This window comes from Wielerella bovis (genome assembly GCF_022354465.1).
GTDB classification, from domain to species: domain Bacteria; phylum Pseudomonadota; class Gammaproteobacteria; order Burkholderiales; family Neisseriaceae; genus Wielerella; species Wielerella bovis.
The window spans coordinates 1,225,836-1,252,148 of sequence record NZ_CP092361.1 but is presented as its reverse complement, the minus strand read 5'-3'; the positions used below and the strand labels follow the sequence as shown (position 1 = coordinate 1,252,148).

Here is a 26,313-nt window from a genome sequence, read left to right as displayed (position 1 = left end):
TATTCGCATGAATTGACAATAAAATCAAGTTATCAATCTTACGAACACAGGTTCTTAAATCTAACATTTTTTCCACCATGCAACTATAGTCGTTTTAAATTAATACTAACAAGACGATAGAGACCATCGTGTACAAAAGTACATAATGGGCTGACAACATTGTATTATTTTTATTTCAAACGACCATATTTGTTTTTATATAAAATTATCAGGAAAAGTATAGTCGTAGAAATGAAAATGCAGTACAAGGCGACAACGCCCGCCGTGTACGAATAGTACATAAGGGCGTTGGCAACGCCGTACTGCTTTTTCAGTTCTGCGACTATATCTGATCTACACGTTTTCAGGCTGCCTGCATGGTTTTTGCAAAAGTTTCATCCTGAAAGCAAAAAAGAACCGCATTATTTATATAATGCGGTTTTTACATTTAAAAGGCAGCCTGAAACACCAACCATACCCGAATAATCTGCCAAATCGCCCATAAACTGACCAACAAGCCCACACTCAACCGCAGCATACGATGTTGCAAAATTTGTTTCAGTTGTACCGCAAAAATACCTGCTGCCAATAAATTAGGCAATGTTCCCAAACCAAACGCCAATAAATACAATGCCCCCTGCATCGCTGAACCGCTGCCGAGCGCATATAAAGAAGCATTGTAAACCAAGCCGCATGGCAACCAGCCCCACAATATGCCCACGCCCAAACACGCTGATACGGAACGAATTGGTAATAAGCGATTGAGCAAGGGATTTAGCCGCCGCCAAATGGGTCGCCCCAAAAGTTCAATTTTGCTTGCTAGCGAAAAAATGCCCGCTAAATACAAGCCCATTAGCAATAATAAAATATTAGCAGCAAGCGACAAACCCAGTTGCACGGTGCGCGTGTGTTCCAATAAACTACCAATTTGCGACAATGCACCCATCAGTGCGCCGATAACAACATAGCTACCAATTCTGCCTGCATTAAGCAAAATAATCAGCCAGATACGTTGAATATGCGGTGGTAATTGCAAGGCGAATGCGCTGCTTAGTCCGCCACACATACCAACACAATGTGTACCACCTAGAAAACCAAGTAAAAACAAAGAAAGTAGGGTAATAGGTTCGTGCATGATTGCTTCAATAAAAGCTAAAAAAAGCATTTTACACGTTTTCAGGCTGCCTGATGTGGTAATATAAAATCGCATTGTTTTTATTTTAACTAACTTATATTGACAACTATCTCGGCAATGTTTCTTATAAAGAAAAATAGTTTGTTGATTATTGCGCTGGTTAAAATAAATGGCTCGCAGTACAATTTCAATTTATTTTTAATAACACCCACAAAGGAAAGCATTATGTCTGTACAAACTTTGCAACAAATTGCAGAAAAACGCCGCACTATCTATGTTTTAAACAAAGAACTGCCTGTTAGCCAAGCCGAAATTTCACAAATTGTGGAACACGCGGTGCTGCATACTCCTTCATCTTTTAACTCACAATCTACCCGTGCTGTTGTATTGTTTGGCTTGGAACACGAAAAATTGTGGGATATTGCCGCCGCTGAATTACGCAAAATTGTGCCAGAAGACAAATTTGAACCTACTGCCAATAAATTAAATGCCTTCAAAGCAGGGGCAGGCAGCATTTTGTTTTTTGAAGACCAAGCCGTTGTACGCGGTTTACAAGAACAATTCCCTGCTTATGCAGCCAATTTCCCTATTTGGGCAGACCATGCAAATGCGATGACACAATATGCGATTTGGACAACTTTGGCAGCTGCGGATGTGGGCGCAAATTTGCAGCACTATAATCCTGTCATTGATGCAGAAGTGGCTAAAACATGGGATATTCCTGCCAATTGGACATTGCGTGCGCAAATGGTATTTGGTGGCATTGATGCACCTGCTGGCGAAAAAACATTTAATCCATTGGAAGAACGTTTTAAAGTTTACGGTGCAAATTAAGGTTATTTCTGCGTAAATAATTCATAGGCAGCCTGAAAATTATGTTTTCAGGCTGCCTTATTAATAAAAAAGTGATATGATGCCGCCTTTTAAATTTTTTTAATTTTCAACACAATAATGGAATTTTGCATGACAGTTATCAAATTGGCAGCCAACGGCATCAGCGGCATTGCATTGGCAGTTCTAGCGGCTTGTTCTTCTACACAACAGTCTACCAATAACGCAACACTTCAAACAATTTCCACTCAAACAGGCACGCCAACCATGCCTGCTATGAATCATTCAGTAGGGGTATTTTCTGCACCTCAACGTCCAATGCAAGCGGCAAACCAAATCATTTATGATTATCAGCGTTTGGATAGTACATTGGCTGCGGTTAAAAATGGCGATGACAATGCAGCAATGCAATTTTTGGCAACACAATCAGACAGCGCAATGGGCGAAAGTGTCCGCAATGAATGGCTGAAAAGTTTGGGACGACGCGGTCAATCAGGCTTATTTGCGCAAGAATATGCGCGTGTACATCCTGACGGTCGTCATCAAGAAACTCGCTGCTATGCGCATTTGCTTGGCGTGGAAAACAATGCTCAATTTGTAAATGACTTGTTGGAAGAAACTGGAAAATTACCTACTGGTTGTAATACTTTATTACAAGCGCGTGCCAGCAGCCTGAATCCAAGCCGTGCATGGCGACGTGTGCGTGGTTTGTTGAGTAGCGGACAATCTACTGATGCAGCAAATTTAGCAGCAGCTTTGGGTAGTCCATTAAACAGTGGTTCGGGTTATGGTACGCAAGAAAATATGTTGCGCAGCGTGATTAGCCAAGATGCACAAAAATCGCCCGATGCAGCGGCAGCGCGTTTGCAAGCAATGGCAGGCAGACTGAATAGTGAACAAGTGGGTTATGCATGGGGTGTTTTAGGGTTAGCGCATGCGAAAAATCAAAATTTTAGTACTGCTTTGTCGTATTATCATTTAGCAGACCGCAAGCAACTGAATACGGAACAATTTGAATGGTATGCACGTTCCGCATTGCGTTCACAAAATTGGCAAGCGTTGGACAATATTATCGCCAGTATGCCAGCCAAATTGCAAAATGACCCAACTTGGTTATATTGGCGCGCACGCAGCTTGGCAGCATTGGGTAATAATGGACAAGCGCGTAGCCTGTATCAAAAAGCAGCACAAAGTGGACGTAATTTCTATGCAGTTTTATCAACTGAAGAGTTGGGACAACGCATTAATACACGCAATAATGTTGGTGATGCAACACAAGCCAATGTGCAGCAGTTGAGTCGTGATGGCGCAATCAATCGTGCGCTGACTTTGTTTACCCATGCGCAACAAAGTGGTAACAGCCGTATGCGCCGTCAAGCACAAAATGAATGGCGTTATGCGGTGCGCGGCATGAATGAAACCACCTTACTGACTGCGGCACAACTGGCACATAATCATCAATTCTATGATATGGCAATTTATAGCGCGGACAGAACAGACCATGCGTTGAATTTCAATTTGCGTTATTTGATGCCATATCGTGATTTGGTTGTCAGCTACGCACAACAGCATGGCGTTGACCCAGCATGGGTTTATGGTTTGATTCGCCAAGAAAGCCGTTTTGTGATGGGCGCACAATCTAGCGCAGGGGCGCAAGGTTTGATGCAGGTTATGCCAGCTACGGCGCGTGAAATTGCGCGTAAAATCGGCATGAACAGCAGCGATTTATATACCATGGACGGCAATATCCGCATGGGTACATGGTATATGGCTGATGCAAGACGCAATTTGCAAAACAACGAAATCTTGGCAACCGCAGGCTACAACGCAGGTCCAGGGCGTGCGCGCAGATGGCAAGGTGGCAATATGGAAGGTGCGATTTATGCTGAAACCATTCCATTCAACGAAACACGCGATTATGTGAAAAAAGTGATGACCAATACGGTTTATTACAGCAGTTTGTTGGGTGGTCAGCCCTCGCTGAAACAACGCATGGGTGTTGTGCCAGCACGTTATTAATCCCTCGTAATTTTCAGGCTGCCATTTATGACAAATAGGCAGCCTGAAAACATTTTTTAGAAAGAAAAATTGATATGAAATTATATATTTACGACCATTGTCCTTTTTGTATTCGCGCACGCATGATTTTGGGGTTACACAAGCTAGCATTTGCAACAGAAATCTTACAAAATGATGACGAAACCACACCCATCAGCTTAATTGGTGCCAAACAAGTCCCCATTTTGCAAAAAGCAGATGGCACATATATGGGCGAAAGTTTGGATATTGTGCGTTATATTGACGAATACGCAGGCAGCGCACGTTTGAACGAAACCATTCGCCCCGAAGTGCAAGCATGGTTTGACCGTTTTAGTGAATACGGCAACCATTTGATTCAGCCACGTTGCATCAAAATCGGTTTGCCCGAATTTGCCACGCCCGAAGCGATTGCGTATTTCCAGCACAAAAAAGAAAAAACTTTGGGCAGCTTTGATAAAAATCTCAACAAGACCGCGCAATATTTGCAGCAAGCCAATGAAGAATTGCAGCAATTAAACGATTTAATCCGCGATTCAGGCTGCCTGAATGGTGAAAATATCAGCATGGAAGATATTTTGATTTTCCCATTATTACGCAATTTAAGCATTGTACGCGGCGTAGTTTATCCGCAAAATGTGATGGATTATGTGATGCATATGGCGGAAAATAGCGGTGTAGATTTATATTTTGATAGAGCATTGTGATTTTCAGGCTGAAATCTTTGCAAAATCTACTCAGGCAGCCTGAAAGGTGATGGAATGGTTTTTCAGGCTGCCTATTATCAAAAAAGCAGCCTGAAAATACATTTTTATTGAAAGGATACGATGATGAAACCATGGATTTTAGCTTTATTATGCGCCACTTCATTTGCCTACGCAAAACCGTATGAAACTGCACCCGATATGCCACCAACTGCACAAGCAGCTTTGGCGCAGTATCAGCACAATTATGTGGACGAGTCGCCAAAATTGGTGGAACGCGTGGACAAAATTGTGGCGTATTTTGATAAAGATGGAAAGCGCGTGGAGCAGCCTGAAAAACGCGGTTATTATCGGGTTCATGTCGGCACGCTGGCAGATGGCAACGTTTTGGTGCAGGATTTTTACAGCGATACACAAACCAAGCAAACCGATAAATTTGTTTTGCAGGCAAAAGATTTATTGGATTTTGGGAAACATCCGCTCAATCCCTTTCATGTAACTTACCAGCCTAATGGTGAAGTATTCATTTTTTCACACCGAAATCATCGACGGGCAGTAGCTAGTGTTTATGATAATGGACAAATGGTTATGACCGCCATTTGGCAACTCAATGATAATGATGATGCGATTGGTGCAAAATTTTATCGCCCCAATGGTCGTTTATTAAGCCATGCAAAAGGCAATGTGCGCGTTATGGGACAAGCCGTGGGTGAATTTTTTGATTCACAAGAACGCAAAATAGGACAATATACAGCGTATGTTGGTGATGGCTCACGTTTTGAAGTGATTGTGTACCACAATAATGGCAAAATTCTCAGTAAATATAATGAAAAGGGCATACAAATCATAGATGATAAGCAACAAATATGGACACCAACGGGAACTTTGGTGCAGGATTTACCCGAAGACATTCAAAAAATGTGGTACGAAAAAAGCGCACGCCGTTTGATACAAATTGGTGCATTAATGAAACAAATTGATGTATCTCGTTTAATTAAATATCCCACCCAAAATTAATTTTTCAGGCTGCCTAATCATTTCAGGCAGCCTGAAAAAATCATATAAACAAGGAAAAACCATGCAAGCAAGCGTTTATTTAGAAGACCAAGAATACATCGCCTTATGCGATTTGCTCAAATTAGCAGGACTAGCCGAAAGTGGCGGACAAGCCAAAATGCTGATTGCGGCAGGACAAGTTTTGCGTAATGGTGCAGCCGAAACGCGCAAAACTGCGAAAATTCGTGGCGGCGATGTGATTGAATTCAATGGCCATATTTTAGAAGTACAAAGCGGCAGCGACCCAGAGGCAGCCTGAAAATATATAAGGAAAAATCATGCAAAACAGCACACCCACACTCAACACCATTTTCCAACATCGCTCCATTCGCCAATTTACCGATGAAGCGATTGCCCCTGAAACTTTGCAGATGCTGATTGCCGCAGGACAAGCTGCGTCCACGTCCAGTTTTTTGCAAAATGTCAGCGTGATTCGTGTCAGCGATTTGGCGAAACGCGCCCAAATCCGTCCCATTTGTGCAGGCGAAAAGGAGGGTCATGCTTATGTGGAACGATGTGCCGAATTTTTGGTGTTTTGTGCTGACATGACACGCCACGCGCAACTGGTTCCCGAAGTCCAATTAGATTGGACGGAAGTATTGCTGGTGGGCGCGGTGGATGTGGGGATTTTTGCGCAAAATGTGTTGCTGGCGGCGGAATCTATCGGCTTGGGCGGTGTATTTATTGGCAGTATCCGCAATAATCTGCCCGAAATCGCACAAATTTTGCAATTACCGCAAGGCGTTGTACCGATTGTAGCGATGTGTTTGGGTTATCCAAAACAAGACCCTGCGCCACGTCCACGTTTACCACAAAATATTTTGTTATCGGGAAACGTGTTTCAGGCTGCCTCTACCGATGATTTGCAAGCATATAATGAAGTGGTACGCCAATATTATCGTGAACGCAGTCAATTGGATTTGGATTGGGTGCAGCAAATTCGTACCAATTTTGCACGACCTGTGCGCCCTGATTTATTACCCTTTTTGCAAAAACAAGGTTTTGCGAAACGCTAAATCACATCATAAACATTGTATAAAGGCAGCCTGAAAACTATTTTCTTGTTTTCAGGCTGCCTATTGATATAGTAAATTCACTAAACCAGTACAGCGTTGCCAGCTCCCTTATGTATAGTGGATTAACGATAAAATCTTGTTTACACGCATTTCGCACTTTATAATAAGCAATTTTATATTTTTTGATACGAATTCATGCAATTAACCCAATTTATGCCAAACGAGGCTGCCACACTTGATTTAGGCTCATCGTGGGCAAAATATTTTCGCGCGCCAACTATTATTTATTTACAAGGCAATTTGGGCGCAGGAAAAACCACATTCACACGCGGTTTATTGCGTGGCTTGGGGCATACAGGTACGGTAAAAAGTCCAACTTATGCGATTGTAGAAAGTTATACGCTGCCTGAAATAACCGTTCATCATTTTGATTTATATCGTTTTTCAACGCCAGAAGAATGGGAAGATGCTGGCTTGGACGATTTAATTTCCAATAGTTTATGCTTAATAGAATGGGCGCAACAAGGGGGTGATTATGTGCCACCAGCCGACTTTATCATTGAATTAACCCAAGAAGCAGAAGGTCGCCGTTGCACCATTCACGCTTGCCACGCCGCCGCAGAAAAGGAACTTGAACAATGGCAAAATTAACTCGCCGTCATTTATTAACACTTGCTGCCAGCACTGCTTTAACAGGCGTTGTCATTGCCGCACCATCTGGCAATACACCCAAACTATTATCCAGTCGCATTGTGCGCTTGGCAGACCGCTCACGGTTAATTTTGGAAACCGATAAAAATATTAAAGTAACGCATTTTATGATGAGCAATCCCACGCGTTTGGTTGTGGATTTAGAAGGCGTGGAAATCAATGCGGTGCTGAATAATTTGCCCAGCCAAATTTCTGGTGCAGATGCGTTTTTCAAATCGGTGCGTATTGGTCGGAAAAATACCAAAGTTGTGCGTATTGTGTTTGATTTGAAACAAGCTGTAAAAGTACAAATGAGTACACGCGCACCATCAGGCAGCCTGAAACATCGCGTGCAACTCGATGTCTTAGCCGCAAATGCAGCGCCAGCCAAAGCACAACCTGCCAAATCTGCATCAAATAATGCGCGTACTCAATCACGCCAGTCCAATAAAAATAATGATGACCCATTGATGGATTTGATAAACGATAAACAACGCCAACGACGGAACACACAAGCACGCAATAATCGCCGTGCTGTGATAGTGATTGATGCAGGACATGGTGGCAAAGACCCAGGTACGACAGGGCCTAATGGTACAACCGAAAAAAGCGTTGTTTTGGCGACTTCATTGGAATTAAAACGTCAGCTAGAAGCCAAAGGTTATATTGTTCACATGACACGCGGTGGTGATAGTTTTGTTAAATTACGCGACCGTCGCCAACATTCTCGTCGTGTAAATGCCGATTTATTTTTGTCTATTCACGCCAATGCGTCCAATAATGGCACATTGCGCGGTGCAGATGTATTTGTGTGGGGGCGTTCCAATAGTGAACGCGCACGAGAACTTGCTTTGGCAGAAAATAATGCCGATTATGTAGATGGCATTCCCAGTGTTGGTAACAAAGATGTGGACGCTATTTTGACAGACATGATGCAAGCACAAACCACCGCAGATAGTACGCGCTTGGGCAATTTGATTTTGCAACAAATGGGGCGATACACCAAATTGCGTAAAAGCACAGTGGAAACTGCCGATTTTGTCGTATTGCGTTCAGTAGATATTCCTTCGGTATTGATAGAACTGGGTTTTTTATCCAATCCAGAAGAAGAAAAATTGTTAAATTCCGCAACGCATCGCCGAAAATTGGCAATAGGCATTGCCGATGCAGTACAACAATATTTACGCCATACCAAACGTTAAATCAATAATAGTCGTAGAATTGAAAAAGTACTACTGTGTTGCCTTGCCGTACTACTTGTACTGTCTGCGGCTCACCGCCTTGTATTACATTTTCACTTCTACAACTATATTTTCAGGCTGCCTTTTGATTAAATAGGCAGCCTGAAAAATAATTTTAATGAATTTCATAGGAATACCCATGTCTGCTGTACCCGATTATCTCCAAAATATCCGAATTGTATTAAGCCGCACCAGTCATCCTGCCAATATTGGAGCAGCAGCACGTGCCATGAAAACCATGGGATTGAGTCAATTAGTATTGGTTGCGCCTAATATCATGGCAACGCCGATGACACCTGAACCACCCGAATTTATCGCAGAACATGCTACCGATTTCAGGCTACCTGAAGAAAGTTTCATTTTGGCATCGGGTGCGGTAGATGTGCTGGAACAAGCTAAAATTGTCGCCACTTTGCCCGAAGCACTCACAGGCACTGTATTAAGCTGCGCATTAACCAGCCGTCGCCGCGAATTAACCACGCCATTGCAAACACCACGCGAACTCACGCCTAGTCTGCTTGCCGCTGCGCAAAATGGGCAAACCGTTGCATTGGTTTTTGGTAATGAAACCTTTGGATTAAGCATTGACGAAGTGCAGCAATGTAATCGCTTGATGACGATTTCGGGCAATCCAAATTATTTTTCGCTAAATTTGGCGCAGGCGGTGCAAGTGGTGTGTTACGAATTGTTCAGCCAAGTGAACGCCGATATGTCGCATCTGATTCCCGAACGCAATCTTGCCACTACCGACCAAGTAGCAGGCATGGTGCGACATTTGGAACAAACTATGGAAGAGCTGGATTTTTTCAAACGCCGTAATCAAGAACGCATGGTTCGCCGCTTACACGCTTTGTTTAATCGTGCGGATACGACTACGGAAGATGTTGATATTTTGCGTGGATTTTTTCGGAAAGTATCGGAGAAGATTGCAAAAACACAAGATTGATTATATTTAAATAGGCAGCCTGAAACCTTTGCAAAACCCTATTTTTTGAACTTTTTTGAAAAATAAATTTCTTAAAATTCAAAATTTAGGGGTTTTGCAAAGGTTTCAGCCTGAAAAATGTTTTCAGGCTGCCTTTTATTCAATTTCATTTATAATGCGATTTCGCCTGTTTCACCCGTTCGAATGCGGATAACTTCTTCAACAGGATAAACAAAAATTTTGCCATCGCCAATTTTACCCGAACGCGCGGTTTCTTGAATAATTTCTATGGCGCGTTCTACCAAATCATCGGGCAGCACAACTTCAATTTTCACTTTGGGCAAAAAATCCACTGCATATTCTGCGCCACGATAGACTTCGGTATGTCCTTTTTGTCTGCCAAAACCTTTGACTTCAGTTACGGTCATGCCTGTGATGCCAATATCGGTTAAAGCTTCGCGGACATCGTCTAGTTTAAATGGTTTGATAATGGCTTCTATTTTTTTCATGATGTGCTTTCGTGATAAAAATAAATTAAAAAATAATTTTTCAGGCTGCCTATTATTCAATATCAAATAAGGCAGCCTGAAAAATAAACTATTCCAAATCAATATTCAAGCGTTCTAAACGATAACGTATGGAACGGAAACTAATCCCCAAAACTTTGGCAGCTTGGGTGCGATTACCTTGCGTTAAACGCAGCGCGTATTCCAAAATTTGGCGTTCAATATCGTCCAAATAATCTTGAATTTGCGTGCTGCCCATGTGGAAATTGGGTAAACCATTAACAACTTGATGTTGTCCGCTGCCTTCGGGCATGGCTGGTGCGGAATTGAGTGGGTCAATATTGATTTGTAAATCGTCCACATCAATGGTGTTGTTGCTGGCAAGAGCAACGGCGCGTTCCAAAATATTTTCCAGTTCACGGAAATTACCGGGGTAGTTATAGCGCAACAGGGCTTCGCGTGCAGCAGGAGTAATACTAATGCAGCCTGCATGATGTTTCCGCAATAAATGTTGGATAAGGTTTGCCAAATCTTCGTGCATATCACGCAGCGCAGGCATATTCAGCGTTACTACGTTCAAGCGATAAAACAAGTCTTGACGGAAAGCACCGCTTTCCACCAATGCGGCAAGGTTTTTGTGCGTGGCAGATACGATGCGGACATCTACTTTTACTTCTTGAGCATCGCCAATACGGCGCACGGCTTTTTCTTGAATGGCACGCAATAATTTGACTTGCATGGCAAGTGGCAAATCAGCTACTTCATCCAAAAATAAGGTGCCACCATTAGCGTGCTGGAAAAAACCGAGTCGGTCTTGGTCTGCGCCTGTAAAGCTGCCTTTTTTGTAACCAAAAAATTCGCTTTCCATCAGGTTTTCGGGAATAGCACCACAGTTTACTGCGATAAATGGTTTGTCGCGGCGTTCGGATAATTCGTGAATACTGCGTGCGGCTTGCTCTTTACCTGAACCGCTTTCGCCTGAAATATACACGGGTACATTAGCAGGAGCGAGTTTGCGGATGAGGTTACGCACAGTTTCAATTTGCGGCGATGCGCCCAGTAAGCGAGGCAAATCTGCATCGGTTTTTAAGATTGGCTCGTGAGGCATGGTTACCGTGAGCGGTGGTGCTGAATTTGAATGTGTGCGCATGGGAGGTGTTTCGCGCGAAGAAACTGTGGATTCAAGCGGTTTTGCTGTGCGAGATTTAGTCGCGGGGGCAGCCTGAACACGTTGTGGTGTGGCTTTGGGCTTGGCTGGAGGCAAATCTGGTACATCAAAATTTGATGCAGTTGTTTCAGGCTGTGTAATAGATGCAGGTTCAGTTTTTTTAGATATAGTTTGAGCAGGTGTAACTGCAGACGTATCTTCTTGCACTTTAATCGCAGATTTAACCAGCGTACGCAGTTGCGCCAAAGTAATTGGTTTTTGCAGATAATCAAATGCACCAATTTTCAAGGCTTGTACAGCTTGGTCTGCGCTACCAAATGCGGTAATCACGGCAACAGGAACGTCTAAATTTTTCTCGGTAATGTGTTGCACCACCTCCAAACCTGAGCCGTCTGGCATACGCATATCAGTCAGTACCAATGAATATTTGTTGCTATTGAGTTTATTTAGTGCGGTTTTGACACCTTCGGCAGTATCTACCGATAAACCCATTTTCATCAGGGTCATTTCCATTAAATCGCGGATATCGGCTTCATCGTCCACTACTAAAACAGGGCGGTTTAGGCTATTTTTGCTCATTATCGTGTCTCGGTAAAATCAATTCAAAAGATTTGGCTTCAGGGATATAGCGCAAATCACCTTTATTGGCATGCGCCAGTTCGCGGGCAACGTATAAACCCAATCCCGTACCTTCTGATTGGTTGGTGTTAAAAGGTTCAAATAAATGTGCTTGCATATTTTCTGCTACACCAGGACCATCGTCCCACACGCGTAAAGAAATATGGTGAGCGCCAAGCGGTCGCACACGCACAATCACGCTTTCTTTTTTCTTTTCGCTGTGTCGCCAAGCATTGTTACACAAATTCCAGATAATTTGTTGTAAGTGCATGGGGTCAAATATAACTTCAAAACGTTGTTTTGACATATCCAGTTTCAGGCAGCCTTTGGCATCGGGGCGTGTCATTTGAAATTCTTGTACAAAGCCCATCCAAAATTTCATCAAGTGAATGACTTCAGGATGGCGACGGTCACTTTTGTTTAATGCCGATACATCTTCAATCATTTTATCTACCCGCGCGATGTTTTTTTCTATGATGCCACTGAGTCGTTCAATCATTAAATCATCGTTTTCTTGTGCCATTTCAAGGAGTAAACCATTGGACTGACGCATAGCAGATAAGGGATTACGAATTTCATGCGCCAAGTTTGCTGTCAGCAAACCCAAAGAGGTTAGTTTGACTGTTTGCGCTTCAATTTGACGCTCTTTGTCGGAACGAATAAGCAGGGTTAGTAATTCACTTTCACCTTGTATTAAGGGCATCGCACGAATGTGCATCAGTGCATTATTGATTTCAAACGTGGTTTCAAATGCTTGTTTGGGTTTACGGCACCAGCGTGTAACCAACGGCTGCAAAAATTGGGCAATTTCGCCTGCTTGTAACTGGGAAAAATGTTGTTTGGCTTGGCGATTGTGCATCCAAACGCGACTTTCTTTGTCCAGTACCACAACGGTTTCTTGCACGCGGTTCAATACGATTTTATTGATGGCGCTGACTCGCTCGTATGCTGTGCGATGTTGTTTTAAAGAATCATCGGCACGAAGCAAATAACTGGCAGAAAATGATGTGAGTGCAGGGACAATATAACACGCTGCAATTAATAATAGCTGCCCCGTTAGCAAGGATAAATGGGTGCTTAAATTTTCTGATGAAAATGGCAAAAATTTCCAAAAAACATCTACTAAAATTAATAAAGTGGCATAACTGGCATACACTAATGCAAAACGACCGTAACTCAGTACACAAGCCGCTGCCAAAAAAGGTAAAACCAAAATACCAAAACCCGATGATACGCCACCTGCTAATCCTGTTAAAACTGCCATCATCGTAATGTCTACCAATGCGCTACCATTGGGAATGCTATTATCAGATTGCCTTTGCCATGTTGGACGTGCAATGCTGAGCATGATGATAAAACCATAGGCACCGCACCAAATTTGTAACAAACCTTCATTTTGTACTAAAGGAGAATATGTGCTGGCAATGGTCGTTGCTGCTTCTTTCATATTATGAATAACAGCCAGAAAAATCAATAGCGAGAATAAAATGGAAATCCGCGCAATATTGAGTAAACTCATCATGCGCAGACTTTGTTCTTCCCAGTCTTGGTAATTATTGTGTATTGGTTCAAAAGGCATAATTTTCTTTCAATAATCAATGGATAGGCAGACTGAAAGATAGAGTAGGGGCAGATGCAAATATCCAAACCTATAACTGCATCATATTATTTTATTGCGATAATACTTTTCGGGCTGCCTGAAATATTCAGTAATTTACCTTTACGTCCACGTTTGCTGTCAATTTCTGTCAGCGATATTTTTTCAGTTTGATTGCCACCACGTTTACCCATGATTTCCAGTAATAATTCAGGTGTATCAATCAGTTGAATACAGGAAACCGCATCATCATCTTGCAACTGAATTAACTGTAAACCACGTCCTTTCGCCATGATTTTCATTTCTGTAACGCTAAATGCCAACAAGCGATGGTGCGCTGTTGCAACCACGATTTTGTTTTCAGGCTGCATCAAGCATTCGGGCGCAATCAAGATCGGAGGCAATGCCGTTTCATCAGCATCCAATGTTAGCACGGTTTTGCCAATGCGTAATTTAGAATGCAAATCTGCCAATTTAGCAATAAAGCCATATCCCCCTGTATTGGCTAATAAATAATAGCTTTCAGGCTGCCCTGCCAATAATGCAACGACAGTTGCTCCATTTTGTAAATCAATCAAAGACGCAATCGGCACACCGTCGCCACGTCCCTTTGGGATTTCAGCAGGATTTAAACTATAACTGCGTCCTAAACTGTCCCACACCAGCACGGTTTGTACGGTGCGCGTGGGCAAAACCTGCTGTAAATCATCGCCTTCTTTGAATGTGATTTGCGCCAAATCCACATCATGCCCTGCTCGTGCGCGCAGCCAGCCTTTTTGCGACAAAATCAGCGTAATCGGCTCATCGGCTGTGGTTTGTGTAAGCGTGGCGCGTTCGGCGGCTTCCACCAATGTGCGGCGCGGGTCGCCAAATTGTTTCATGTCGGCTTGCAATTCTTTGATGATGAATTTCTTTTTCTCGTTTTCATCGCCCAATAGGTTTTTCAGGCTGCCTGCTTCTTCGCGCAATTCGTCCAATTCTTTTTGTAATTTGATGCCTTCCAAACGTGCCAGTTGGCGCAAACGGATTTCCAAAATGTCTTCCGCTTGCATTTCGCTTAAACCAAATTGGCGCATTAAATCGGCTTTGGGTTCATCGGCTTCGCGTATCACACGAATGACTTTGTCAATATTTAAAAACGCAATATGACGACCTTCTAAAATGTGAATGCGCTTTTCTACCGTGTCCAAACGGTGTTGCAAACGGCGCGTTACCGTCATCACGCGGTAGTCCAGCCATTCTTGCAAAATGGTTTTCAGATTTTTTTGCGCGGGGCGATTGTCCATGCCCATCATCACGAGATTGACCGACACATTGCCTTCCAAACTGGTTTGCGCCATCAGCGTGTTGATGAAATGTTCGGGTTCAACGCGGCTGGATTTTGGCTCAAACACCAAGCGCACGGGGTTTTCGCTGTCGCTTTCATCGCGCACTTTTTCCAGCAAATCCAACATCAATTTTTTGGTATTCAGTTGTTCTTGCGACAGATTTTTTTTACCAGTTTTGACTTTGGGATTGGTTTGCTCTTCAATTTCCGCCAAAATTTTGGCTGACGATGTGCTGGGCGGCAATTCGTTCACAATCACGCGCCATTGTCCACGCGCCAATTTTTCCACTTCGTAACGCGCCCGAACGCGCAGGCTGCCTTTGCCTGTTTCGTAGATTTGGCGCAAATCTTTGGGCGATGAAATGATGTGTCCGCCACCAGCAAAATCGGGTGCTGGCACAAACGCCATTAAATCAGCCACTTCCAAATCGGGCTTTTTGAGCAAGGCAATGGCAGCCTGCGTGATTTCATTGAGATTGTGGGACGGAATATCGGTCGCCATGCCCACCGCGATGCCACTCGCGCCATTGAGCAAAACCATGGGCAAACGCGCAGGCAGCGAAGTTGGCTCGTCAAACGCACCATCGTAATTCGGCACAAAATCCACCGTACCCTGTTGAATTTCCGACAACAAAAGTTCGGCAATCGTGGTCAAACGCGCTTCGGTGTAGCGCATGGCTGCCGCGCCATCGCCGTCGCGTGAGCCGAAATTGCCCACACCGTCAATCAAGGGGTAGCGCAATGTGAAATCTTGCGCCATGCGTACCATGGCTTCGTAGGCGGAACTGTCGCCATGTGGGTGGTATTTACCCAAAATTTCGCCCACCACACGCGCGGATTTGACGGGTTTGCTGCCGTGTGTCAAGCCCATGTCTTTCATGGCATACAAAATGCGGCGTTGAACGGGTTTTTGTCCGTCTTGCACGGCTGGCAGGGCGCGTCCTTTGACCACGCTCATGGCGTATTCTAGGTAGGCTCGTTCGGCGTAGGGGGCTAAATCTAGGGTATCGGAAATGTAAGTCATGTGATAAAAAATAGCTGGTTAATGGTGTATTTTAAACGAAAGATAGGCAGCCTGAAAATATGGTCATGGTTTTCAGGCTGCCTTATTAAAATAAATTAGATGATAAACTTTTCAGGCTGCTTTAAAATAAACTTAATTTATTTAATCAATGCAGCCTGAAAAACTTAGAACCCGTGTTCATAATCTTAATAGTTTGCTTTTATCGCCACTTCATACGACTACTGCGTTGGCTTCCCACGCCAATATGTTCAATATTGGCGTGGGAAGCCGCCTTGTATTCGCATGAATTGACAATAAAATCAAGCCATCAATCTTACGAACACAGGTTCTTAATTTTAGAGAAATAACATGAAACAAGACCATTTACACGCTTTAATTAGCCAACACATTACCAGTGTCAATTATTTGGAAACCGACACCATCGAAGCAGTAGAAGGCGCATGCACTTTGTGGGGATATCACGATTGCACTTTTATTATGGAATTTGCGCATGCTGATTTGAATGATGACAATATCGTACCCGTACTGCAAAAATTATCCGACAAATTGACGTGGCTCAATCAACATCGCGCCGAGATTTTGGACGTAGCATTTGCTGAATCTGAATTTTCAGGCTGCCTGAAAGCTGAACGCAGCCAAATAGAACAGGAAATTTATCCTTTGTATTGCGCGTTTTTTATAGAAAGTGAGCAGGAAATTTTTTGCGATTTCGCGCTTGCCGCAGCCGATGGTAGTATGGGCGATTGGTTTGCTGAATTGTCTTTGGAAGAAGATAATGAGTTGATTTTTAATGGTATGGAGCAATAAATCCCAATAAAGGCAGCCTGAAAACATTTTTCAGGCTGCCTATACGATTGAGTAACACATGAAACGCACTTTTTTCCGCAAAAAACGCTTTTGGATTCCTGCAGTATTATTGACCTGTTTTGCAATATACGCCGCAGCCGTGTATGTATCGTTCCCCAAATATCCTGCCAGCGACCACTACAATCCCACAACAGGCGAATTTTTCAACACGCCTCCCAGTCGCAAACCCGAAAATGGCACAATCGGCGCACTCGTGCGCATGATGCTACAAGAAAAACAATACCACCCACCGCGCCCCTTGCCGATGCAAAAACCCGACTGGGAAGCCTTTTACGCGCCCAGTCGCACCGCCAAATTTATTTGGTTCGGGCATTCCACTTTGTTGATGCGTCTCAACGGCAAAAATATTTTAATTGACCCTGTGTACGACAATACGCCATCGCCGATTGGCTTGATGATGCACCGATTTCAGCCACCGCCTGTCGCTTTGGAAGCCTTGCCGCCGATTGATTTAGTTGTGTACAGCCACGCGCATTACGACCATTTGGATAGCCAAGTAGTGCGTTATTTCGCGCAAAATCGCCCAGAAATCCAATATTTAACCCCACTTGGATTGGGTGCCTATTTACGCAAATGGGGTGTGCAGCCTGAAAAAATTCAGGAACGCGACTGGTGGCAATCGGTAGATTATTTTGGCACACAAATGATTGCTGTGCCTGCGCGACACGATGCTTCACGTTCCGCGTTTGATGCGAAAAAATCGCTGTGGGCAGGCTGGGTGTTTCAAACGCCACATGAGAAAATTTATTTTTCGGGCGACAGTTCGTATGCGCCACATTTTGCCGAGTTGGGCAAAAAATTTGGTGGATTTGATTTGGCATTTATGGAAAATGGGCAATACAACACATTGTGGCTGGATAACCATATGCTGCCTGAACAAACGGTGCAAGCGGTTGCCGATGTGCGTGCCAAACGCTGGATGCCGATTCATTGGGGTGCGTATCCCTTGTCCACGCATTCGTGGGACGAGCCTGTGCGCGAAAGTTCACGTTTATCCGCCGCAAAACAATTGCCGATGCTGACTCCGATTATCGGGCAAGTATTTGATAAAAATACGCCAACGAGAAATTGGTGGGAAGATGTAAAATAAGCCTAAGGTAGCCTGAAAAATAGAAAAAACGCTTTTCAGGCTGCCTTATGGTACACAACACAAATCTTTAATATAACCTGAAATCTATCCCCTCCCACGCTGGCGGGGGAGGGTTAGGGTGGGGGAGGGAACAGATTCATGATTATTTCAAAAAATTGTCGTGTACTGTGAGGCTGCCTAAAAACAAACTCATCTGAAAGAAAATATGAACGAAAAAACCAAAAAACGCGCCCTAAACGGCGTTTTATTATTAGACAAACCCGTTGGTATCAGCAGCAACACGGCTTTGCAACAAGCACGGCGACTGTTTTGCGCCGAAAAAGCAGGGCATACGGGCGTGTTGGACCCATTGGCGAGCGGCTTGTTGCCCGTGTGTTTTGGCGAAGCGACCAAATTCGCGCAGTATTTATTGGACGCGGACAAAGCCTACACCGCCACGCTGAAATTGGGCGAAGCCACCACCACAGGCGACGCAGAAGGCGAAATCATAGACACGGCGCGTGCCGAGATTTCACGCGATGAATTTCAGGCAGCCTGCGCCGCGCTGACGGGGGAAATTCGCCAAGTGCCGCCCATGTTTTCCGCGCTGAAACACGAAGGCAAACCGCTTTATGAATACGCCCGCAAGGGAATCGTGATTGAACGCAAAGCGCGTGAAATTACCATTTATGATATTGAAATAAAAGAATTTTCTTTACCTAAAACGGTGATAGACGTGCGTTGTAGCAAGGGAACGTATATCCGCACTTTAAGCGAAGACATCGCCAAACATATTGGTACATTCGCGCATTTAACCGCTTTGCGACGCACAGAAACAGCAGGTTTTCGCATTGAACAAACGCACACTTTGGATGCATTGGCGGCATTGTCCGAAAGTGAACGCGATGGTGTGCTGTTGCCTTGTGATGTGCTGGTACAGCATTTGCCGCGTGTGGATTTGGACGATGAGACGGCGCGGAAATTGCGTTTTGGGCAAGCGGCGATGTTTCACGATGTTTCAGGCAGCCTGAAAAGCAATGCGCCGATTCGGGCGTATGATTTGACGGGGGAATTTGTCGGTTTGGTGGAATATTTTAGCCACCATCATTGTTTGAAAGCATTGCGTTTGATGAATACGAGTAGGAAAATGGTTTCAGATTGTCAGAAAAACACATCATCATGTTGAAAACCTTTCTCTCCCAACTCCCCGATTTACGCCAACAAAAAATTTGTGTCGGATTCAGCGGCGGCGCAGATTCCATTGTCTTGCTGCATTTGCTGACACAAGCACGCGCACACGGCAAAATTGGCGCACTTGCCGCCGTTCATGTTCATCATGGATTAAGCCCCCACGCCGATGATTGGCTGCGATTTTGTCAGCAAATCTGCCAAGATTGGCGCGTGGATTTTTCCGCTGAACGTGTGCAGCTCAATCCTAAAAAGCAGGGCATAGAAGCCGCTGCCCGCGCTGCACGATATGCCGTGTATGCCCAACAAAACTGCGACAAAATCGCATTGGCACATCATCGTGATGACCAACTGGAAACCTTTTGGCTGGCGGCTTTGCGTGGTGGCGGATTACGCGCTTTGGCAGCCATGCCCAGCGAACGCGCACTCAATGAACGCATCACATTATGGCGACCTTTATTGTCGTTTTCGCGCGCCGATATTGAAGATTACGCCGCGCAAAATCGGCTCAATTATGTCCACGATGCCAGCAATGATGACCCCAGTTTGTTGCGCAATTGGGTGCGACACAGTATGCAGCCTGAAATCGCGCAACGTGTGCCACAATATGACAAACATTTGCTCGCCAGCATCGCATTATTGCAAGATGAATTGGCATTATTGGACGAAATCATCGCGCAGGATTGGGCAGATTTGCACGCTGCAACAGGGCAATTTTCGCGTGCGGCGTGGTTCAGGCTGCCACAAACGCGACAAAAGCAAATGTTGCGTGAATTTGCACAACGGCATGATTTGGGTACGCCACGCCGTGCGAGTGTGCAGGATTTTGCGCGGGTATTGCGTGAAACAGATGCAAACGCGCAATGGTCGCTGCCTCATGGACAAGCGGTGTTGTATCGTGGTGTGTTGTTTCCTGTGCGACATGATTTTGCCAATGATTGGACATGGACACAGCGTATGGGAAGAGGCAGCCTGAAAAATATTGCGTTGGAAATGGGCTTAACATGGCGTGGCGATGCACCTGAATTTTCAGGCTGCATTCGTGCGGCGCAGCGTGATGATGTGATGCGTATGCAAAGCAGGAGCAAATCGGTGTGGCAAATTTTGCAAGAAGCGGGTGTGCCGCCATTTGCACGCGAAAAATGGGCGGTGGCGGTGGACAGCGATGGCGTGTGTGTGGCGGTGGCGAATATTCGCAGCGATGCGTGTTTGCAAGGGGCAATATTGTGGCACGATGATTTGTTGGGTTTTCAGGCTGCCTAAATATAGTTGGCTAAAATACCATTACTACGCTGGTTTCCTGCTACAATCTTTGTTTTCAGGCTGCCTTATTGGTATGCAGCCTGAAAATTCATTATTTTAACCATAAAGGAAAGACATCATGATTACGCCACAACAAGCACTCGCACGTTTAATTGATAATAACGAATTGTTTTATGATGAAATGCAAGATTTAATGCGCCAAATCATGCGTGGTGAAGTGCCACCCGAACAGATTGCTGGGATTTTGGTCGGCTTGCGAATTAAAGTAGAAACCGTATCGGAAATTGCAGCGGCAGCAAGCGTGATGCGCGAATTTGCCACCCAAGTTCCCGTGAGCGATACATCAAGCGTGGTGGATATTGTCGGCACAGGCGGCGATGGCGCAAAAACCTTTAATATTTCCACGACTGCGATGTTTGTGGCAGCGGCAGCAGGGGCAAAAGTGGCGAAACACGGCGGTCGTTCGGTTTCATCGTCCAGCGGTGCGGCGGACGTGTTGGAAGCAATGGGCGTGAATTTGGCATTATCGCCCGAACACATCGCGCAACATATTGACGAATTGGGCTTGGGTTTTATGTTCGCGCAACAACATCATTCGGCGATGCGCCATGTTGCGCCTGTGCGTAAATTATTGGGCTTTCGCACCATTTTCAATATTTTGGGTCCCATGACCAATCCTGCTGGCGCGAAAAATCAATTGATTGGCGTGTTTCATGTGGATTTATGCGGGATTTTGTCGCGCGTATTGCAACAATTGGGTTCGGAACACGCTTTGGTGGTACACGGCAGCGATGGTTTGGACGAAATCACAGTTACGGGTAAAACACGTATTGCTGAATTGCGCGAAGGTTGGGTGCGCGAATACGATATTCATCCAGAAGAGTTTGGTTTGCCTGTCTATGCCAATTTGGACGAAATTCGCGTGGACAATGCAGCGCAATCTTTGGCTTTGGTTAATGCGGTATTGAGTGGCGAAGCGCAAGGTGCGGCGCGTGATATTGTGTTGTTGAACGCGGCGGCGTGTTTGTATGCAGGCAATGTGGTTGGTAGCCTGAAAGCAGGTTTGGATGCGGCGCGTGAAGCATTGGATAGCGGCAAGGCAAAAGCGAAACAACAAGCGTTGATTGCGGCAACACAGGCAAAATAAAATGTGATGATTTTTTCAGGCAGCCTGAAAAATATATTTTGCGCTATTTTGAAACAAAAAATACCGAAAAAGGCAGCCTGAAAAACAAATTATCTTGTTTTCAGGCTGCCTTTTAATATCAAAAAAATCATCTAAACCTTTCCAAATGCGTATTTTTTTCTTACAATCAAGCCATTCCGATACAGCAGCCGAAAAAATGTCCCATTTTTAGGCTGCCTTATCTTTTCATTAACTTAACGATAAGGATAAAGCATGCGCTTTAAACATATTGCATTACTGCCCTTGTTGTCTCTGCCCATGTTTGCTAACGCAGCAGACTTGAATGGAGCAGAACTCAGTTTAGCTTGGGGTATTCCTTTTGCCCTGATTTTATTGTCTATTGCGACAGGACCGTTGCTGTTTGCACACACATGGCATCACCATTTTGGCAAAATCACCGCAGGTTGGACATTGCTATTTTTGATTCCCTTTACCATCGCATTCGGTATGGGGCAAAGTATTCACACCATTGCACATGCACTGGTTGGAGAATACATCCCCTTTATTTTACTGTTGCTGGCTTTGTATACCATTTCTGGTGGAATTTTAGTATGGGGAAACTTGCATGGTTCTGCCAAACTCAATACCACCTTACTCGCTATTGGTACATTGCTCGCCTCCATCATGGGAACAACAGGCGCTGCCATGCTGCTGATTCGTCCTTTATTGCGTGCCAATGATAACCGTAAACATAAGGTTCATGTGGTTGTATTCTTCATTTTCTTGGTAGCAAATATTGGCGGCGGTTTAACACCACTTGGCGACCCTCCCTTATTCTTGGGTTTCTTAAAAGGCGTGGACTTCATGTGGACAGTTACTCATATGTTCCTGCCCGTACTGATTTCCACCATTGTGTTGCTCATCGCATTTTATTTGCTGGATAGCCACTACTACAAACAAGCAGGCGAAGTTTTGCCAAAAGACCCAACACCCGATAGCAAACCTGCTGCACATGATTTTTTTGAAGAAATTGACGGCATCAAAATCTACGGCAAATGGAATTTCTTGTTGTTGGTTGGCGTGGTTGCAGCCGTGTTAATGTCGGGCATTTGGAAACCCAATCACGCAGGTTTTGATATTTTGGGTACCAATTACGCATTGCAAAATTTGGTACGCGACATTATTTTCCTTATCCTAACTGCGGTATCGTTAAAAATCACTCCCAAACAAGTGCGTGCAGGTAATGATTTTAACTTTGACCCTATCGCCGAAGTGGGCAAATTATTCTTGGGCATTTTCATTACCATTTCTCCTGTACTCGCCATTTTGCAAGCGGGCGAAAAAGGGGCATTTGCTAGTTTGATTGCTTTGGTACACGATAGTGCAGGACAACCCATCAATTCCATGTATTTCTGGATGACTGGCTTGCTATCAGCCTTTTTGGATAATGCACCAACGTATCTAGTATTCTTCAATATGGCAGGTGGCGACCCAAATGTCTTAATGCGAGGCGAATTGTTCCATACCTTACTGGCTATTTCTATGGGTTCTGTATTTATGGGCGCATTAAGCTACATTGGTAACGCACCAAACTTCATGGTCAAAGCCATTGCTGAACAACGTAATGTGAAAATGCCAACTTTCTTTGGTTACATGGCATGGTCTTTTGGTATTCTTGTACCATTATTTATTTTGCATACTTTGATTTTCTTTGTATTCAAAATACTGTAATCTAAATTAAAAATAAAAAGGCAGCCTGAAAAGTTTTCAGACTGCCTTTTGTATTACAATGCAGCCTGGAAATATTTTACAAACTATCCACTATGAATTTACTCAAATATCTTCAAGCGCAAGGCATTGGTACGCGCAAAGAATGTGCATGGTTAATTAAAAACGATTTAGTTGAAATTAATCAAATCATCTGCAACAACGAAAAAACCGAAGTGCAGCCTGAAAACATCCAAACTCTACACATTGACGGCGAAGAAGCCATTGTTATTCCGCTACCGTATTTCTATATTTTGCTCAACAAGCCTGCCAATTATGAAACTTCACACAAACCGCGTGATTATCCCAGCGTATTTTCACTGCTACCCGACCAAGTTCGTGCCGCTGATATTCAAGCAATTGGACGTTTAGATGCAGATACCACAGGCGTTTTACTGATAACCAACGATGGGCAATTCAATCATCGCATGACTTCGCCCAAATACAAAATCAGCAAAATTTACCGTGTAACCCTGAAACATGCTGCTGATGAAACCCTATGCAGCAGCCTGAAAAACGGTGTTTTATTGCATGATGATAATGAAACAGTTGCTGCGCAAGAAGCCATTTTACGCGATGAATACACATTGATTTTAACCATCAACGAAGGCAAATATCATCAGGTAAAACGCATGGTGGCTGCCGCAGGGAATCGTGTTGTACACCTACACCGCGAACGTTTCGGCAACTGGAATACACAAGATTTAGAACAAGGCGAATGGCGATTTATTCAACCAGAATAAAACGGTTTTTTCTGCCACCAAAACGATTGTTTTACCAAAGGGGCAGCCTGAAAACCTTGTTTATCCAATGAAACGTGTATCGCACCTTGCAAATCGGTGCGCCAGAGTTGAATATCGCGGTCGGCAAGTCGGCGTTGTACGGTGGGTGTTGGGTGGCGAAAGGCGTTAGCAAAACCACTGCTGGCAATGGCGATTTTGGGCGATAAAGTATTGAGTAGCAAAGTGGAATTACTGCTGGTACTGCCGTGATGTCCTAATACAAACACATCGCTGGATAGATTTTTGCCATATTTTTCTACTAATTGCATTTCGCCATGTTGCCCCAAATCGCCTGTTATCAACAATGCGTGTTTGCCGCTGGAAACGCGCAAAACGCAACTGCGGTCATTGTCTTTTTCGGCTTGCGGTGTGGGCGTTAAATATTCAAATAATACATCATCGTATTGCCATTTTTTTCCAGCAGAACAATGTGTTGCATCAGCATAAAATTCAGGCTGCCCTGCATCTAATTGTCCGATAGAAATATTTTTTTGCACGGCAGCTAAACCGCCGTCATGGTCGTTATCATGGTGCGACACAATCAGTCTGTCTATATGGCGCACATTGGCGGCGCGTAAATTCGGGAGTAAAGCCAATTCTGCTGCTGGTGTGCCTGTGTCAAATAAAACCGTGCGCGTGGGTGTTTGCAGCAACACGGATAAACCTTGTCCCACGTCCCACACGGTTATTTTCAGGCTGCCTGATGGTGGGGCAGGGCGATATAAGGCAAATACGGCAATCGCGCAACAGGCTAGTGGTTTGATGCGTAAACCATTGGGCAATAACAGAAAAAGTGCGCCCGATAGGGCAAGTATCAACAAAGAAACAGGCGCGTGAGCAAAAGATAATTCAGGCAGCTGATTGCCCCAATACACTAACGCGGAAACGGTGCATTCGCCCAAATAAGCGGCAAAATATTTTAAAAAATCAAAAGGTAACAGCGATGAGAGAAGTGCGATTGGCACGAGTAAGCAAGTAAATAATGGAATGGCAATCGCATTGGCAAGAGGCGAAAAAATGGGTAATAAACCAAAGGCGTAAATGGTAATTATGCCACTCATTAAAGTAACCGCCCATTGCGCGATAATTGTTTGTTTTAATAAATAAAAATAACGATAAATACGTAATGTTTCTTTTTCAGGCAGCCTGAAAGCACACGCCCAAATCAATGTACCGACCAAGCCAAATGAAAACCAAAATCCTATCGCAAGCGTGGCGGTGGGTTGATACAATAAAACAGCTGCCATAGCAATCCACCATGTGCGCCATGTACCAATTGTGCCGCGTGTTATCCATGTTACTGCAAATACGGTCAGCATGATGAGACTACGCAATGTGGGAATATTAAAACCTGCCAAGCCTGTGTAAAACAAAGCGGCGATTGCACCAATGATGAGTGTCCATACGCGCGGACGACTGGGGATGAATGGCAATAAACTCATGATTTGCTTGGCTATCCATGCAGCAAAAATGCCTACTATGCCAATGTGTAAGCCCGAAATGCTGATAAGATGATGCAAACCAAGTGGACGCAAAGCTGCCCATGTTTCATAAGATAATCCACTTTTATTACCCACCGCCAGCGCAGTCATCAAACCCGCACCATTGGGATAATCGTGTGCAGCAGCTTGCCAATGCATGATGGTTTTTTGACGTAATTGATTGAACGATAAAGTAGAATGTTTTTCAGGCTGCTTTGTACGATTTTTGGAAACCGATGCGATGCCGTCTATTTGATTGGCCAATGCCCATGCTTCGCGGTCAAATCCCACAGGGTTTCTCGTGCCAATGGCAGCACGGATTTTGGCATTGAATTGCCATGTGTCGCCGACTTGCCAATCCGTACCATGATAATCTTGAAATTGAATGCGATAGGTTTTGCCTTGTGTGGTGGTGGCTTTGCCGATAAAGCGCGTTCTGCCTGTGTCCCAATCGGTTTCGGGGAGACCCATTACGGTTACGGTCAGCGATTGCGTGGGTGGATTGATGTGGGCAGGATAATGATTTTTGAGTGCCATATCGGTGCGAAAAATGGCATAAATCAAGCCAAAAATAAACAGAAAAATGGTTAAGGCAGCCTGAACATAACGAGGACGATATTTGCGTGTTATCCAGATACTTGCACCACTACCAATCAATAATAATCCCCACAACCATGCCATGCCTTGCATGGGTAAGGCAAAACTGGCGATGACACCCACGCAAAAAGCGGCAAGAGAAAGGGGTAAATTAATGGGCATATTTCAGGCTGCTTGATAATTGAAAAATTCATTATTTTACTAGTTTTTATAGATTAATACAGAAAAAGGCTGCCTGAATAGATTTTGCAAAAGTTTCAGCTTGAAAAACTCGGCATAAATACTTTTCAGGCAGCATTAGAGGCTAATAACAATTCCG

The 26,313-nt window shown here is 44.3% G+C and carries 22 protein-coding genes; 16 read left to right on the top strand and 6 right to left on the bottom strand.

Annotated features, from left to right (window positions below):
• Positions 1 to 427: 427 nt before the first annotated feature.
• Positions 428 to 1,114, bottom strand: a complete 687-nt coding sequence (locus MIS45_RS06160; RefSeq protein WP_249449890.1) for a sulfite exporter TauE/SafE family protein — start codon at positions 1,112 to 1,114, stop codon at positions 428 to 430.
• A 225-nt stretch (positions 1,115 to 1,339) separates the two neighbouring features.
• Here MIS45_RS06160 and MIS45_RS06155 point away from each other — a divergent pair, with 225 nt between their 5' ends.
• From MIS45_RS06155 to MIS45_RS06115, 9 genes are all read left to right on the top strand, one after another.
• Positions 1,340 to 1,948, top strand: a complete 609-nt coding sequence (locus MIS45_RS06155) for a nitroreductase family protein (RefSeq protein ID WP_249449889.1) — start codon at positions 1,340 to 1,342, stop codon at positions 1,946 to 1,948.
• Positions 1,949 to 2,077: 129 nt separating this feature from the next.
• A complete protein-coding gene (locus MIS45_RS06150; protein WP_249449888.1) occupies positions 2,078 to 3,964 on the top strand; it encodes a lytic transglycosylase domain-containing protein in 1,887 nt (628 codons plus the stop codon).
• Positions 3,965 to 4,038: 74 nt separating this feature from the next.
• Positions 4,039 to 4,689 (top strand): glutaredoxin 2, encoded by a 651-nt coding sequence (gene grxB / locus MIS45_RS06145; protein ID WP_249449887.1) that lies wholly within the window; start codon positions 4,039 to 4,041, stop codon positions 4,687 to 4,689.
• A 123-nt stretch (positions 4,690 to 4,812) separates the two neighbouring features.
• Positions 4,813 to 5,703, top strand: coding sequence for a hypothetical protein (locus tag MIS45_RS06140; protein WP_249449886.1), 891 nt, complete (start codon positions 4,813 to 4,815; stop codon positions 5,701 to 5,703).
• A gap of 61 nt (positions 5,704 to 5,764) precedes the next feature.
• Positions 5,765 to 6,001: an RNA-binding S4 domain-containing protein gene (locus MIS45_RS06135; protein ID WP_249449885.1), complete on the top strand. Its 237-nt coding sequence runs from the start codon at positions 5,765 to 5,767 to the stop codon at positions 5,999 to 6,001.
• 19 nt (positions 6,002 to 6,020) lie between these two features.
• Complete coding sequence (gene nfsA / locus MIS45_RS06130) at positions 6,021 to 6,758, top strand: oxygen-insensitive NADPH nitroreductase (protein WP_249449883.1); 738 nt, start codon at positions 6,021 to 6,023, stop codon at positions 6,756 to 6,758.
• 195 nt (positions 6,759 to 6,953) lie between these two features.
• On the top strand, positions 6,954 to 7,409 hold the full coding sequence (gene tsaE / locus MIS45_RS06125; RefSeq protein ID WP_249449882.1) for a tRNA (adenosine(37)-N6)-threonylcarbamoyltransferase complex ATPase subunit type 1 TsaE: 456 nt from the start codon (positions 6,954 to 6,956) through the stop codon (positions 7,407 to 7,409).
• Positions 7,397 to 8,650, top strand: coding sequence for an N-acetylmuramoyl-L-alanine amidase (locus MIS45_RS06120; protein WP_249449881.1), 1,254 nt, complete (start codon positions 7,397 to 7,399; stop codon positions 8,648 to 8,650). Before tsaE ends, MIS45_RS06120 begins: the two co-directional genes overlap by 13 nt.
• A gap of 178 nt (positions 8,651 to 8,828) precedes the next feature.
• Positions 8,829 to 9,635 (top strand): RNA methyltransferase, encoded by an 807-nt coding sequence (locus MIS45_RS06115; protein ID WP_249449880.1) that lies wholly within the window; start codon positions 8,829 to 8,831, stop codon positions 9,633 to 9,635.
• Positions 9,636 to 9,784: 149 nt separating this feature from the next.
• Here the strand turns inward: MIS45_RS06115 and MIS45_RS06110 are convergent, their stop codons facing one another.
• The 4 genes from MIS45_RS06110 to parC form a co-directional block, all read right to left on the bottom strand.
• Positions 9,785 to 10,123, bottom strand: coding sequence for a P-II family nitrogen regulator (locus tag MIS45_RS06110; protein ID WP_249446272.1), 339 nt, complete (start codon positions 10,121 to 10,123; stop codon positions 9,785 to 9,787).
• A gap of 88 nt (positions 10,124 to 10,211) precedes the next feature.
• On the bottom strand, positions 10,212 to 11,867 hold the full coding sequence (locus tag MIS45_RS06105) for a sigma-54-dependent transcriptional regulator (RefSeq protein WP_249447815.1): 1,656 nt from the start codon (positions 11,865 to 11,867) through the stop codon (positions 10,212 to 10,214).
• Positions 11,854 to 13,485 carry a sensor histidine kinase gene (locus MIS45_RS06100; RefSeq protein ID WP_249445179.1) on the bottom strand — a complete coding sequence of 544 codons (1,632 nt, stop codon included), beginning with the start codon at positions 13,483 to 13,485 and terminating at the stop codon, positions 11,854 to 11,856. The genes MIS45_RS06105 and MIS45_RS06100 overlap by 14 nt, the downstream gene beginning before the upstream one ends.
• A gap of 86 nt (positions 13,486 to 13,571) precedes the next feature.
• Entirely contained in the window at positions 13,572 to 15,854 is a 2,283-nt protein-coding gene (gene parC / locus MIS45_RS06095) for a DNA topoisomerase IV subunit A (protein WP_249449879.1), read from the bottom strand.
• Positions 15,855 to 16,202: 348 nt separating this feature from the next.
• Here parC and MIS45_RS06090 point away from each other — a divergent pair, with 348 nt between their 5' ends.
• The 7 genes from MIS45_RS06090 to MIS45_RS06060 all read left to right on the top strand — a co-directional run bounded on the left by MIS45_RS06090 (position 16,203) and on the right by MIS45_RS06060 (position 23,877).
• On the top strand, positions 16,203 to 16,661 hold the full coding sequence (locus MIS45_RS06090; RefSeq protein WP_249447926.1) for a hypothetical protein: 459 nt from the start codon (positions 16,203 to 16,205) through the stop codon (positions 16,659 to 16,661).
• A gap of 58 nt (positions 16,662 to 16,719) precedes the next feature.
• The gene (locus MIS45_RS06085; protein WP_249449878.1) at positions 16,720 to 17,811 is read left to right on the top strand and encodes an MBL fold metallo-hydrolase; all 1,092 of its coding nucleotides are present in this window, start codon (positions 16,720 to 16,722) and stop codon (positions 17,809 to 17,811) included.
• A 205-nt stretch (positions 17,812 to 18,016) separates the two neighbouring features.
• A complete protein-coding gene (gene truB, locus MIS45_RS06080) occupies positions 18,017 to 18,976 on the top strand; it encodes a tRNA pseudouridine(55) synthase TruB (protein WP_249449877.1) in 960 nt (319 codons plus the stop codon).
• Positions 18,970 to 20,241 carry a tRNA lysidine(34) synthetase TilS gene (gene tilS / locus MIS45_RS06075; RefSeq protein WP_249449876.1) on the top strand — a complete coding sequence of 424 codons (1,272 nt, stop codon included), beginning with the start codon at positions 18,970 to 18,972 and terminating at the stop codon, positions 20,239 to 20,241. Before truB ends, tilS begins: the two co-directional genes overlap by 7 nt.
• A 118-nt stretch (positions 20,242 to 20,359) precedes the next feature.
• Positions 20,360 to 21,388, top strand: coding sequence for an anthranilate phosphoribosyltransferase (trpD, locus tag MIS45_RS06070; protein ID WP_249449875.1), 1,029 nt, complete (start codon positions 20,360 to 20,362; stop codon positions 21,386 to 21,388).
• A gap of 252 nt (positions 21,389 to 21,640) precedes the next feature.
• Positions 21,641 to 23,098 (top strand): sodium:proton antiporter, encoded by a 1,458-nt coding sequence (locus MIS45_RS06065; protein WP_249441726.1) that lies wholly within the window; start codon positions 21,641 to 21,643, stop codon positions 23,096 to 23,098.
• 92 nt (positions 23,099 to 23,190) lie between these two features.
• The gene (locus tag MIS45_RS06060; RefSeq protein ID WP_249449874.1) at positions 23,191 to 23,877 is read left to right on the top strand and encodes a 16S rRNA pseudouridine(516) synthase; all 687 of its coding nucleotides are present in this window, start codon (positions 23,191 to 23,193) and stop codon (positions 23,875 to 23,877) included.
• On the opposite strand, the gene MIS45_RS06055 is transcribed toward MIS45_RS06060, so the two are convergent.
• Positions 23,865 to 26,156: a DNA internalization-related competence protein ComEC/Rec2 gene (locus MIS45_RS06055; protein WP_249449872.1), complete on the bottom strand. Its 2,292-nt coding sequence runs from the start codon at positions 26,154 to 26,156 to the stop codon at positions 23,865 to 23,867. The two genes, MIS45_RS06060 and MIS45_RS06055, sit on opposite strands and share 13 nt — an antisense overlap.
• Positions 26,157 to 26,313 lie beyond the last annotated feature (157 nt).